Genomic DNA, 12,949 nt, shown 5'->3' with positions numbered 1-12,949 from the left:
TTTCAATACGTTTATTTAATTTATTTCACCACTTGTAGCCATCCCCCATGTTTTTCAGGTGGATTCCCAATAATAATCGGAATAGCTCCAACTTCTTTCAGCCGGAAGCCAGTTTGATAGAAATAAGACGAGGATAGCGGAACATCTCGATCTGTTAAGGACGACAATAATTGTAATGTTTTATGTAATTGTTTTCGGTATTTACCAGACGTTATATGGACAATTCCATTTTCGCACATACTATTCACCCATAGCTCAAATGAACAATCCTGTGCTATTAGTTGCCGGCAAACGCCCGCTGTTACTTCAATTAAATACTCTATATCTGGACGCAGTGTATAACCCGTTGAACCTAATACATTTAAATAGACTGCGTACCGATCACCTTGCGTATATTCATATTTTTTTGCACTTAATACACCTGTTTTTGCCGTCGCTCCCCAATGTATAGAACGAAATGATTCTTGTTCATATGCTTTTACTCCAATGATTTTCGTTTCATCATAAAGAGGAGATACAGCCGCAGTTCGAAATCCATGCTTCCAGCTGTTTGTTTCTGGAATATTTACCTTAGCAATGCGAGGATATATACGGAAACACGGAAGATGTTGTCTACTTATCGGTATGTGAATTGTAATAAACCGAAATGGATCGGACAAAATAAGTTCTGCTTCTTGCCAGCTATGTAATCCTCTTTGCTGTGCTGATACATGTAAATCTATTTCTAACGTTTCCTGTTTTTTCAGCTGCAAAGGAATGCGATAAGAATGAACCGATTGTTCTAATTCTCCTTCTGACCATATCCATTTCATATGTTCATCTGAGCGGAACCGAAAGGCAACTTCAAAAATCGGCAGTTTTGTTGGATTTACAATGCGTAAACGGCAATGCCCAGTCTCATCAATAAAGAGACGTTCATGTTGTTGCGTTATTTCACAATATAGTTGTGAAGCCTTGCGAACATACCAATGAGCAAAACTAACCATAAGCAAATAAAAAAAAGCAAGTACAAACAGAAAGAAATTTTGTACAAATAACCACATTAGTACTGTAACAAAGGCAACTATCACTGCAACATACGTTTCCACAAACGGACGTTTAATTGTTAATTTCTCTTTCATACGTTCTCCACTGGAACAGCTACTTGTTCCAAAATTTCTTTCATTACATGTGCTTTCGTTGTTTTCATATCCCCCTCAATGCTAAGTGTTAAACGGTGAGAACAAACATGCTCTGCCAATGTATAAAAATCATCAGGTGTACAAAATTCTCTCCCTTTTAATAACGCACGAGCTTGTGCTGCTCGCATGAAAGCTAACGAGCCGCGCGGGCTTACCCCAATTTCAACGAGTTCATGTTGACGTGTCTTTTCCACAATATCAAGTAAGTAATCTTCCACTTCTTCATGAATTTCGACCTGCTTCGCTTTTTCTTGCAAAGAAAGAATGTCTGCAAGAGACACAACACTTTGTAAGCTGCGGAGCGGATCCTGCTGGCGGAAACGGCGTAACATCTCTTTTTCGTGTACTCGATTTGGATATCCTTGACGAATCGTTAATAGAAAGCGATCTAACTGAGCATCCGGAAGCGGAAAAGTACCCGCAGATTCTAATGGGTTTTGCGTAGCAAGTACAATAAACGGCTGCGGCAGCACATGCGTTTCTCCAGCAATTGTGACAGTACGCTCCTCCATTACTTCTAATAAAGCAGACTGCGTACGCGGAACGGCACGATTAATTTCATCGACCAGCACAATATTAGCGAAAATCGGCCCCATTCTCGTTTTAAAATCCGATTCTTTCATATCAAAATACTCTAAACCTACTACATCGCCCGGCAATGTATCTGATGTAAATTGGACACGTTGGAACTTCCCATCTATACTTTTTGCAAGACTTTTCGCTAATGACGTCTTCCCTGTTCCTGGGACATCTTCTAGTAAGACATGTCCGTTTGCTACCAATGCAATCATAGCTAAATCAATAACCTCTTCTTTTCCTACAATCACTTGCGAGACATTTTCCCGAATTCTTTCTAAAATTGACATACTCTCTTCATCCTTTCCCTCTGTTTTTGATATTTTCTGATATTTATTTGTAGTATATCAAAATCCATATATTTACTGTTTATTTTTTGAGATTTTTTGTAAAATAAGTTTTCTTTTTACATATGATATAGAAACAATACATGTTGTACTTCTTAGTCAGCTTATATCAATCGTATAATCAAAAAATTCCCTAAAAAAGTCACAATTTATTTAAAAACAGGTTTGCAAAAATAATTTAAATATTGTATATTATGAATCAACATACAAATGTTATAAAAAAGCAACGAAAAGGACACGAGGTATTCTTTACGGTTTTACAGAGAAGGAAGAATTGCTGAGATCTTCCTAACGCAGGAGAATAACTTACCACCTTGGAGCTGTATTGGGGAATTATAGTATCCAATGCCGTAGACGCTACGTTACAGCGCATGGAGCCATCTGCACTTTTTATAAAGTACGATGGGAATCTGGGTGGAACCACGGGTATTAACGCACTCGTCCCTGTTTTAGGGATGAGTGCGTTTTTTATTTTCTCAATTTCATACAACAATTGGCAACGAAAAGGACATGAGGTATTCTTACGGTTTTACAGAGAAGGAAGAATTGCTGAGATCTTCCTAAACGCAGGAGAATAACTTACCACCTTGGAGCTGTATTGGGGAAACATAGTATCCAATACCGTAGACGCTACGTTACAGCGCATGGAGCCATCTGCACTTTTTATAAAGCGCGATGGGAATCTGGGTGGAACCACGGGTATTAACGCACTCGTCCCTGTTTTAGGGATGAGTGCGTTTTTTTATATTCATAAAATGGAGTGATAATGATGAGTGAAAAAATGATTCAAATTCGTTTTCCAAATGGTCGTGAACAGGATTACGTGAAAGGAATTACATTAGAAGCAATTGCAGAATCAATTAGCCCCGGGCTAAGAAAGAAAGCTATTGCAGGCAAAGTGAATCATCAATTATTCGATTTACGCAGAGGCATACAGAAAGATGCAGAAATTGAGATTTTAACTTTAGAATCAAAAGAAGGCTTAGACGTGCTGCGACATACTGCAGCCCATATATTAGCACAAGCTGTCAAAAGAATACATGGTCACATCAACTTAGGAGTTGGTCCTGTTATTGAAAATGGATTTTATTATGATATGGATCTTCCTAATAGTGTTGCGGTTGAAGAGTTAGTTCAAATTGAACAAGAAATGCAAAAAATTATTAATGAAGATTTAGAAATTCAACGAATCGAAGTGAGCCGCGATGAAGCAAAGCAAATATTTGAAGAGCTCGGTGACCATTTAAAACTAGAGTTATTACAAGATATTCCTGCCGATCAAAACATAACTCTTTACAAACAAGGTGAATTTCTCGACTTATGCCGCGGACCACATTTACCGTCTACTGGCTTTATGAAAGCTTTTAAATTAACAAACGTTTCAGGAGCATATTGGCGCGGTGACAGTAATAACCAAGTCCTTCAAAGAATATATGGGGTTGCCTTCCCTTCTAAAAAGGAACTAGATGAGTATGTAATTTTTTTAGAAGAAGCTGCAAAACGTAACCATCGTAAATTAGGCAATGAATTAGAATTGTTTATGTTCTCTGAAGAAGCTCCAGGAATGCCATTTTATTTACCAAAAGGACAAATCATCCGAAATGAAATGGAAGCTTTTTTAAGAGGGATTCAACAAAAGCGTAATTATCAAGAAGTCCGTACTCCTTTTATCATGAATCAAAAACTATGGGAAAACTCTGGTCATTGGGACCATTATAAAGAGAACATGTATTTCACAGAAGTTGATCATGGAAAATTTGCTTTAAAGCCGATGAACTGCCCTGGTCATATGCTGATGTTTAAAAATAAACTGCACTCTTATCGTGATTTACCAGTTCGAATAGCTGAATTCGGCCAAGTCCATCGCCATGAATTTAGCGGTGCTCTAAATGGACTTCTCAGAGTACGTACATTCTGTCAAGATGATGCCCATATTTTTGTAACACCTGAACAAATTGAAAATGAAATAAAACAAGTCATTGATTTAATCGATTACGTATATCGTACATTCGGTTTCCAATATGAAGTTGAGCTCTCTACAAGACCGGAAAATTCAATGGGCGACGACGAGTTATGGAATAAGGCAGAAGGTTCCCTGCAAAATGTACTAGAACAACTAAATTTCCGCTATAAAATTAATGAAGGTGACGGAGCATTTTACGGTCCGAAGATTGACTTCCACATTAAAGATGCTTTAAACAGAAGTCATCAATGTGCAACTGTACAACTTGACTTCCAAATGCCAGAAAAATTCAATTTAAGCTACATTAATGAGAAAAATGAAAAACAACGTCCTGTTGTCATTCACCGTGCTGTATTCGGTTCACTTGACCGATTCTTTGGAATCTTAATTGAACATTTCGCCGGAGCATTCCCAACATGGTTAGCTCCCGTACAAGCAAAAATTATTCCTGTATCAGTTGAGGTGCATGAACAATACGCAAAAGAAATAGAAGAAAAGTTAAAGGATGCTGGTGTACGAGTAGAACTTGATCTTCGCAATGAAAAACTCGGTTATAAAATGCGAGAAGCACAAGTTCAAAAAATTCCATATGTTCTTGTTGTTGGCGATCAAGAAGCTGAGCGTAACGAAGTAAATATCCGAAAATTCGGGGAACAACAATCTTCAGCTGCACCATTTGATGAATTCCTTGTAAACATTCAACACGAAATTCAACATAAAAGTTTATAACATAAAGGAAAACGTGAGAAAGCCCAAAAATCATTGCAGCTTTCTCACGTTTTCATGTATATGATGCACTATAAATTATTTTGTAATTGTATAACCTTTCTTTTTCAGCAAAGTTAATACACCATTTTCCCCTTCTAAATGTCCTGCACCAACAGCGACAAAATGAACATCTCCGCTTATTATAAACGCTTCAAGCTGCGGTACCCACATCGTATTTCTTTCTTTCACTAAATATTCATCAATCTTTTCATTACTTTGTTTTTTGAATTCCTTCTGTACATCTCCTTTTTTATAAGCTTCCATCAACTTTATGAATTGTTCTTTTGCAGCTTCTTTTTTGGGAAGCTCTTTAATTAACTGATCAGCATCCTCATCGGGATATGCTTTTTGTAAAAATTCAAACTGCATCGCGATACTTTCAAGTGATTTATTTTCTAAATTTAATTCTTTTCCTAGTTGAACTAGCTGATTGTCAACACCAAGCGTTGCATCAAATCCACTTCCTTCTAAAGCGGCCAGTGACAAACTATTAGAAACATACCAAGGTCGATAATCTTGTAACGATTCATATGGAATACCATAATCTTGTACAACTTCATTTAAATGCGTTTTTGCCTCTGGTGATAATAAACTATCCAACTTCTTATTATCGCCTAACTTAGGCGCATTCAATAATTGCTCTTGACTTTCTCTGCTCATAACATTATTCATATCAATCTCAGTTACAAGATATTTCGAACTTTTCATTGCTTCTTTTATTTTACTTGGGAATGGATACATCCCTTTTTCTCCTATGTGAACCGTGCCTAATATATACAAATGATTTCCGTTTTTTTCAACTTTATAAAACGGCCACTTTACATTTACCGCCGCTTGCTCTTTCTTTTGCGTAGTAGCAGCACAACCTACTACCATGAAAGATAAAAAAATTACAAACAATAACTTCCATATCCCTTTTAGCATATCGTCTCCACTCTCTTCTCCTTGGTTTCATATATTAAAAACACTATCATTACAACATAAAGTACAAAGCAAATATTCAATGCCTCGTCTTTACTAATCCATTTGCATTGATTTCTTCTTTCTCTATATCTATTTTTGTACCTGTCAATTACCACATATCAAAATTTATATACTTTTAAAAAATTCAGTATTATTATGATGGATTTATTTTATATGATCGAGGAGAAAGTACGCAGAGAAGCCAAACATGAAGAGTCCCCTTTATTTTATCTTATTTTAATTTTTAAGATAATGAATCACTTCATTTATGTAACTGTCTAAAGGTTGTCTAGAATCAACAATTACATAATGATAATCAGATGGTTTTTTACTATTTTCAATCCATTTCTTAAATAATTCTTCAGATTCTACATGTTGAATCTGACTGATCATTCGTTCCCGATTTTTTAATCGATTATCGATTTCCTGCATATCATTCAGAAAACATTCAACATATTTGTATTTTGCATGATGTTTCTTATACAAAGGTGTCCCCTTTTTCCGCTAGTGAAACTTAATTCGTTATGTTTCTAACCCTCTCTGCCAGAACTGATAGCAAAAACTTCGGAAGTACAAGCTGTCGTTTTATTCTCTTAGGTTGTGTTATCAATCTATATAACCATTCTGTTCCCGTATCTCTCATAACCTTTGGCGCTCTTTTCACATTACCCGATAAAATATCAATCATGCCTCCTATACCTATAGACAAAGGAACATTTAATTCTTGAAGATTATTATAAATGAACATTTCTTGTTTCGGAGAGCCTAAACCTACAAGTAGCAAATTTGGTTGGAACTGTTTAATTTGAGCTTTCACTTCTTCCATTTGTTCTTTATCTACAAAGCCATGCCGTCCTTGAAAAATGGCATGCGGAAAACGAGTTTGTAGATTCTCTATTGCTTTTTCATTATTTTCTGGTGCAGCACCAAAAAGATACACACGATACCCATTTTGATTACAATACTCTATTAAATCGTGAGTTAAATCTGCACCTGTAACTCGTTCTTTCAACGGTCCATTTAAAATTTTAGAACCTATTACAACACCAATCCCATCAGCTGTTATTAAGTCTGCGGATAATAAAATATTTTTAAGAGCTGATGTCTGATTAGCAGACATCACAATTTCAGGATTCGCAGTAACAATGAATCTAGGTTTCTCTCTCTTGTCTGACAACCAATCTTTTAATTGATTTATTACCTCGTTATATTTCAAGCTACAAAATGGTATCCCTTTTATATACTGTTGTTTCATTTCTTTAATATACTCTCCTTCATATTTCCATAATTATGTAAAAAATACACTTTTTCACTATTTAAATATTTTATCACAAATATTTAAATAGACATATTTGTTTCTTGAAAATGAGAAGCAAAGCCTCCTACTTGAACATCTGTAATATTACCAAGGTTAATAGATACATTTACAACAACCTCTGAAGGTTTATCCATTACATACCCTTGCTCAAAGGTAAAGGTATTATGTTTTTTAAAATTGTTATTTTGCCGTATTAAATAACATGCTAGTGCGGCATTTGATGTACCAGTAGCGCTTTCTTCTGGAATATCAAACAGAGGTGCAAAGTTTCTGCAATGAGCTGTAGAATTATGTAGTGTTTCCAGCGTAAATACATGATAACCAGTTACATTATATTTTTTACTTATTTCAGCAATTTTTTTCATATCAGGAGTAACCTCTAGCAGATCCGAAAGTCTCCTTACAGGTATAATAATATCGCGTAAGCCTGTAGATACAATTTGAATGGGCATGTCAGATATTAGTTTTTCTTCATCTAAATTTAAAGATTTGATAATCTCTTCACAGGGAAGTATTTTAAGAAAATCAGGGAGATTTTGTTGTAAAGATATCATTCTATTGTTATGCACCTGTACATTTAGTATCCCTGCTTTTGTTTTTATTGTGTATACCCTTTTCGTTATTGCTCTAATCTGAGCTAATAAGGAGAAAGCGGCAATTGTAGCATGTCCACATATAGCAACTTCTTCATTAGGTGTAAAGTATCTAATCTCGTAATCTGAATTTGCAGAAGAAAACACAAAGGCGGTTTCAGAGAAATTTAGTTTGTTTGCAATAGCTTGCATAGCTTCTGTTGTAAGACCCTTTGTATCTAAAACAACCCCAGCTGGATTCCCACCTTTTTCATCTTTAGTGAAGGCATTTAACATATATGTTTTGATCTTCAATCTATTTATCCCCTTCCCCATTTTATTATGTTATAGATGTAGAAAGTGACATATATTTCATACAGATCTAGTTCATTTAAGATATATCCATAGCAAATAAAGAGGCTTGCACCTTATTCTTCAAGGTAAAGCCCTATTTAGTGATTTTATACAAAACATATTAATCTATTACTCTATATGCTCTTCATACAATTGAACAATCTCCATAGAGTTATCCAACCCCTGCAGCTTCTTTACGAAACTTTCCACACCAAATATTTCTGTAAATGTATGACTACCTGCGATAAGATTAATATTTTTAAACTGTGCATACTGAACTGTATATAACGTCTTTTCTCCTGTGATGTATGTATCACAGTCACTGTCTAACGCAGCTTGAATATGATCAGTTGAATGTCCTGCTCCTGTTAAAATACCAACTCGTTTTACTTCCTTATCATTATTTTTCCATGCCTTCACCTTTTCACCAAGCTTATTCTCTATTCTCTCGACTAGCTGCGAAAATGGAATTGGATCTGTATATTCGCCAATGCCAGGTAATTCATCATCATCATAAGAAGAATAGCTTACAATTTTATCAATTTCGATTACATGAAACAACGACGTACACGTTCCAAATTCAACAAAATCTAACGGTGAGTGTATCCAGAAGTGATTGATGTTATATTCTTTCAGTTTTCTTATACAAGCTTCTTCCATTCCATATAAGAACTCCCATGCAGCGTGATGCGTAATCATCATATCTACATTCTCTTTCTTTGCTTCCTCAATTGTTTCGAGCGTTAAATTTGTTGCATAACCTATTCTACTAAACTCTTCATTACTCACGTTTGTTAGTCCAAACTGATCTCCGTACTTATGTAAATGTTCTCCAAATATTTCTTCAATATTTTGCTTGAATTGTTGTATGTTCATATTTTTCTCATCCCTATACTTTTAATGTATTTTAATCATATACAAATTCTTCACTGTTCTTGAAAAACCTTCCTTTAACTCTTAAGTTTCATATACTTCATTTTAATAATTCGAAATTTATTGAAAATATAATTCTAAAAATATAGAATAAACTAAAAAGGAGGATGAACAATGAAAGTTATGAATTTAAATGCGACAAGAGAAACGTATTCTGTTCAAATTAAACATTCGATTTTATTCGAAATGGGATTAGGTATTGCGGCTTACACGTATTACGATTTTCACCATACTTTTGAAAAGCCGATAGATTATTGGAGGGACATTGAGAAAAAATTATCTGCTGCCGTTCAAGAAGAACTTCAATACACACACAAGCACAATACATGGTTCGCTTTACTGCAGTTACTTCACTCCCGTTCTTTTGATTCTCTTGAGAGCTTTTTTCATTTTCTTGACGAACTAACTGAAGAGGAATTACGTTGGCACTTTCTACCTTATATCGGATTACAGCATGAAGACAATCGAAGAAAAGCATCACGTAAAGAAGAAACAGCTATAGCTTCCCTCATAAAAGCTTGTCAACATCACAAGTTTTTCCCGGCATATATCAAACATATTTCATCTGTCGATACTTCCGTACTTAAACGACACTTGAAAATCATCTCTAAAGGCTGGCATGAAACAGTGATACAGCCTAACTGCATAAAGTTTACTAACATGCTTGAGCGTGATGCCCAGCAAAAACGTGCACTTCAATCAACTTATCATCCAGAAGAACTTGTCAAATATATAACGGGTAGTACATATCAACCTGAACCTTCTATTCATCAAGTCATACTTATCCCACAATATGTGTACCGGCCTTGGAATCTAGAAACGACTTTACCAGGGATTAAAGTGTTTTATTATCCCATTTCAGACGATAACGTGAGTTTAGTAGAAGATCCTTATACTCCGCCTTCTACATTAGTTCATAGTTATAAAGCACTTGGAGATGAAACGCGATTAAAAATTATAAAGTTGCTAACAGAAAGAGATCACTCACTTCAAGAACTAACCGAGCAACTCAAAATTCCAAAAACGACTCTTCATCATCATTTGTCTTTACTTCGAGCAGCACGCATCATTAACGGCAAAGGTTCTCGGTATTATATACAGCTTGACCACTTAACTTCTCTTCAAGAAAAGTTACAGCGTTTTCTTGGAAAGGGGTGAAGAGATGGAGCAACGTCAATCTGTATTTACTAATCGTTCCTTTTTATGTTTATGGCTTGGGGAAACCATTTCTGAACTTGGAGGAGCGATAGGAGCTCTATGTAATTCGCTGTTATTGTACGAACTGACTGGATCAAAATCAGTTATGGGAACGCTATGGTTAACGTACTTTATCCCGTCTTTAATTCTTCAACTCTTTATCGGCCCTTTCATTGACCGGATAAGCCGTAAATATATTATGCTGTGTTCTCAAATTTTAAGAGGGATTGTGTTCTTCTTACCCGCTCTTCTTATGTTCTTGGGGCAGATTGAAATATGGAGTTTATTTGTCATTCAAGTGGTACTTGGGATTCTGCAGCCTCTTTATGTTCCAGCTGCATCGGCCCTGCTTCCTACTATTGTACAACATGACAAATTAACACAAGCCAATTCCTGGATTGATGGCACAATGCGTACAATGAGTTTTTTAGCTCCTACATTAGGAGGGCTCATAATCGCTTACATAGGAGCTTTGTCTACTTACATAGTGGTAGGAATTTTATTTCTTATAAGTGCCGGTAGCCTTTCTTATCTCCATGAGCCTTCGGTTATACACGATAGTAAAAAGGCGACTTGGTTAAAACAAATCATTGCCGGATATCTATACTTTTTCAAACAACGTCCGCTCATTTGGCTTGGATTCTTTACTTCTTTAGTCCAATTTAGCGTCGGGGTAACGATGGTAATCAATGTTCCTTATATAATAGAAGAATTCAAAGGAACATCTTTTTCATACGGCCTTTTTATGGGAAGTTTTCCTTTAGGGTATGTGGTCGGCTCTTTCTTAGTAGGTAAATGGAGAAATAAGTGGTCGCTTAGATATATCATGCTTTCAGGTCTATTCATGGGCGGACTATCCTTTTTCTTACTTGGCTTAGTAACATCCTTTCCCTTTGCCCTTTTGTGCGAATTTCTAGGAGGTATTTGTTTTCCATTTTTCAATATTCACCAAACAAGTCTCCTTCAAAAAAACGTTCCTTCTCATCTTATGGGACAAGTGTTTTCTGTTCGTCTCTTTCTAATTCGGGCTACTATGCCTTTAGGTATTTTATTTGCGGGACAAATTGTTGAAGTCTCTGGCATCCGTCTTTTGTATATCATGATTGGTAGCTTTATTCTCATTCCTGCTTTATTCGGTATGCTCTTGCCGTTCTTTTCTTTTTTAAATGAAGAAAAAGATAGCGGTATTCATATTTAGTTTTCTTTATCACATCAAGAGACTGAGATGTTATTGAAAGTTCTCATTCGAAAAAATCGGAAAACAACTTTATTGAACCTATTGAGAATTGGTCTAGAATGGCTTTCGTTGGTTGTGAGAACTAGAAATGGTTAGTTCATTAACATACCCCACGCCCATCAAGCTAAAAATTGGTTGTTCCTCAAAACGAAAAAATGAACTTAATTTTCATAAATAAATGTAGAAAGAAAAAATTTTCGTTTTAGGTGTATTTCAACATCTTAGCTTGATAGCGATGGGTATCACCACATCGCCATCAAGTTAAGAAAAGAAAATACCCCAAAACGAAAAAATAAGCTTTTTTGTTACAAGTTAGTACAAAATTTCGTTCTGGGGTACTATAAAATTTTAGCTTGATGGGCATGGGGTGGGACGCCAAATAAAAAAAGCGTGTTTTGAAATAAGATTAATCAGAACACGCTCCTAATATTGGTAAATGTTTAATTATTTTTGCGCTCCTGATTCCATTAAAGCATTTGTTAATCTAAGAGAATATTTTTTATGGTTAGCTTTTTGAGTATTAAACAGTGTGATTCTGGATTGATAACCTTTGAGTCTTACATATTTGTGAAAGAAATATTCATCGTAACTCCTAATTTAATGCTCCATCATCTCATGGACAATATCATGTCCATCCATTTTTGATGGGTAGTAGGTAGGCCAGTGTATGACTTCATCCAATAAAACTTTACGATCGTCTCCCCAATAAAGATGGTAATGACTAGCTTTATTGGGATAGATACTATGATCACTAAATTGAATATACTGAGGAACTCCTTCAGCTTTTTCTGCTAGTTTAAATATGTATCTTACACCTCTATTTCCCGAATCATATGTCAGAATTTCGTACCCATCATAGATATACTTACCAGAATATTCTTCTCCATTTTTGAAAAACGTTACAATATTCCCTTGAATCACAATACGGTTAACATCTGTTTGATACCCTTCATTATAATACTCCTTATATTCTTTAGCTGTCATTTTACCTGTATGTTTCGCTTTATAAGCAAATACCTCATCAAGCGTTCCATCTTGTAGATATGGATATACAGATTGCCAGTCTCCTTCCCAATCGGAGAGTGATCGTTCTTTCACTTGGCTGTCTTCAAAATATCCTTCATAAATTTTTTTTGTTTCTTCATCATGTACATGACTATGATCGTGCTCATGGCCGTGATCGTGTTTGCTTTCATGTGTGTGACTTTCAGATGTTTTATTCGACTCGCCTTCGGATGAACTTGAAGTCTGACAGCCTACTAATACTAGTAGTGAACTAATAGTTAATATGCCTACCCTCTTTACAAATAAAATCTTCATTAATAACACTCCTTAATTTAAATCGTAATCATTACGATTTAAATTATACATATATCTTGACTAAACATCAAAAGAAAAATACCTCAATATCACTGAATAAATGACCCTATCCCTAAATCTTCGTAGATTATTACAAATGGTTCTGATACAAAAACTTCAGGGCAATTGCAATGAATCTATAAAATTTCGATAATTTAAGACCATTACGAGACAAAAACTC

General features: G+C 35.3%; 11 protein-coding genes and 1 other annotated feature. Of the genes, 3 read left to right on the top strand and 8 right to left on the bottom strand.

Annotation, left to right across the window (positions count from 1 at the left end; translation table 11 throughout):
• Nucleotides 1-20 precede the first annotated feature (20 nt).
• Nucleotides 21-1,121, bottom strand: coding sequence for a DUF58 domain-containing protein (locus AB1279_RS10865; RefSeq protein WP_429758736.1), 1,101 nt, complete (start codon nt 1,119-1,121; stop codon nt 21-23).
• Entirely contained in the window at nt 1,118-2,047 is a 930-nt protein-coding gene (locus AB1279_RS10860) for an AAA family ATPase (RefSeq protein ID WP_429758735.1), read from the bottom strand. The genes AB1279_RS10865 and AB1279_RS10860 overlap by 4 nt, the downstream gene beginning before the upstream one ends.
• 274 nt (nt 2,048-2,321) lie before the next feature.
• Nucleotides 2,322-2,553, top strand: a binding site (T-box leader).
• A 320-nt stretch (nt 2,554-2,873) separates the two neighbouring features.
• On the opposite strand from AB1279_RS10860, the gene thrS reads away from it, so the two are divergent.
• Nucleotides 2,874-4,796 carry a threonine--tRNA ligase gene (gene thrS, locus AB1279_RS10855; RefSeq protein ID WP_429761354.1) on the top strand — a complete coding sequence of 641 codons (1,923 nt, stop codon included), beginning with the start codon at nt 2,874-2,876 and terminating at the stop codon, nt 4,794-4,796.
• A 75-nt stretch (nt 4,797-4,871) separates the two neighbouring features.
• On the opposite strand, the gene AB1279_RS10850 is transcribed toward thrS, so the two are convergent.
• The 5 genes from AB1279_RS10850 to AB1279_RS10830 form a co-directional block, all read right to left on the bottom strand.
• On the bottom strand, nt 4,872-5,759 hold the full coding sequence (locus AB1279_RS10850) for a TraB/GumN family protein (protein ID WP_429758734.1): 888 nt from the start codon (nt 5,757-5,759) through the stop codon (nt 4,872-4,874).
• Nucleotides 5,760-6,035: 276 nt separating this feature from the next.
• On the bottom strand, nt 6,036-6,284 hold the full coding sequence (locus AB1279_RS10845; protein WP_429758733.1) for a hypothetical protein: 249 nt from the start codon (nt 6,282-6,284) through the stop codon (nt 6,036-6,038).
• 28 nt (nt 6,285-6,312) lie between these two features.
• Nucleotides 6,313-7,053 carry a WecB/TagA/CpsF family glycosyltransferase gene (locus tag AB1279_RS10840; RefSeq protein ID WP_429758732.1) on the bottom strand — a complete coding sequence of 247 codons (741 nt, stop codon included), beginning with the start codon at nt 7,051-7,053 and terminating at the stop codon, nt 6,313-6,315.
• Between the two features lie 83 nt (nt 7,054-7,136).
• Complete coding sequence (locus tag AB1279_RS10835) at nt 7,137-8,003, bottom strand: PhzF family phenazine biosynthesis protein (protein WP_429758731.1); 867 nt, start codon at nt 8,001-8,003, stop codon at nt 7,137-7,139.
• Between the two features lie 168 nt (nt 8,004-8,171).
• A complete protein-coding gene (locus AB1279_RS10830) occupies nt 8,172-8,918 on the bottom strand; it encodes a Nif3-like dinuclear metal center hexameric protein (protein ID WP_429758730.1) in 747 nt (248 codons plus the stop codon).
• A gap of 171 nt (nt 8,919-9,089) precedes the next feature.
• On the opposite strand from AB1279_RS10830, the gene AB1279_RS10825 reads away from it, so the two are divergent.
• A complete protein-coding gene (locus AB1279_RS10825) occupies nt 9,090-10,133 on the top strand; it encodes an ArsR/SmtB family transcription factor (RefSeq protein WP_429758729.1) in 1,044 nt (347 codons plus the stop codon).
• Nucleotides 10,134-10,137: 4 nt separating this feature from the next.
• A complete protein-coding gene (locus AB1279_RS10820; protein ID WP_429758728.1) occupies nt 10,138-11,370 on the top strand; it encodes an MFS transporter in 1,233 nt (410 codons plus the stop codon).
• Nucleotides 11,371-12,006: 636 nt separating this feature from the next.
• Here the strand turns inward: AB1279_RS10820 and AB1279_RS10815 are convergent.
• On the bottom strand, nt 12,007-12,729 hold the full coding sequence (locus AB1279_RS10815; protein ID WP_429758727.1) for a ZinT/AdcA family metal-binding protein: 723 nt from the start codon (nt 12,727-12,729) through the stop codon (nt 12,007-12,009).
• Between the last annotated feature and the right edge of the window lie 220 nt (nt 12,730-12,949).

Source organism: Bacillus sp. S14(2024) (assembly GCF_050473785.1).
Taxonomy (GTDB): domain Bacteria; phylum Bacillota; class Bacilli; order Bacillales; family Bacillaceae_G; genus Bacillus_A; species Bacillus_A yunxiaonensis.
The sequence above is the reverse complement of the archived record's forward strand: the minus strand, read 5'-3'. Positions and strand labels throughout refer to the sequence as shown.

Coding starts and splice junctions, on each gene's coding strand:
- AB1279_RS10865 (WP_429758736.1), bottom strand. CDS start 1,121: ATGAAAGAGAAATTAACAATTAAACGTCCGTTTGTGGAAACGTATGTT.
- AB1279_RS10850 (WP_429758734.1), bottom strand. CDS start 5,759: ATGCTAAAAGGGATATGGAAGTTATTGTTTGTAATTTTTTTATCTTTC.
- AB1279_RS10860 (WP_429758735.1), bottom strand. CDS start 2,047: ATGTCAATTTTAGAAAGAATTCGGGAAAATGTCTCGCAAGTGATTGTA.
- AB1279_RS10820 (WP_429758728.1), top strand. CDS start 10,138: ATGGAGCAACGTCAATCTGTATTTACTAATCGTTCCTTTTTATGTTTA.
- thrS (WP_429761354.1), top strand. CDS start 2,874: ATGAGTGAAAAAATGATTCAAATTCGTTTTCCAAATGGTCGTGAACAG.
- AB1279_RS10815 (WP_429758727.1), bottom strand. CDS start 12,729: ATGAAGATTTTATTTGTAAAGAGGGTAGGCATATTAACTATTAGTTCA.
- AB1279_RS10840 (WP_429758732.1), bottom strand. CDS start 7,053: ATGAAACAACAGTATATAAAAGGGATACCATTTTGTAGCTTGAAATAT.
- AB1279_RS10825 (WP_429758729.1), top strand. CDS start 9,090: ATGAAAGTTATGAATTTAAATGCGACAAGAGAAACGTATTCTGTTCAA.
- AB1279_RS10830 (WP_429758730.1), bottom strand. CDS start 8,918: ATGAACATACAACAATTCAAGCAAAATATTGAAGAAATATTTGGAGAA.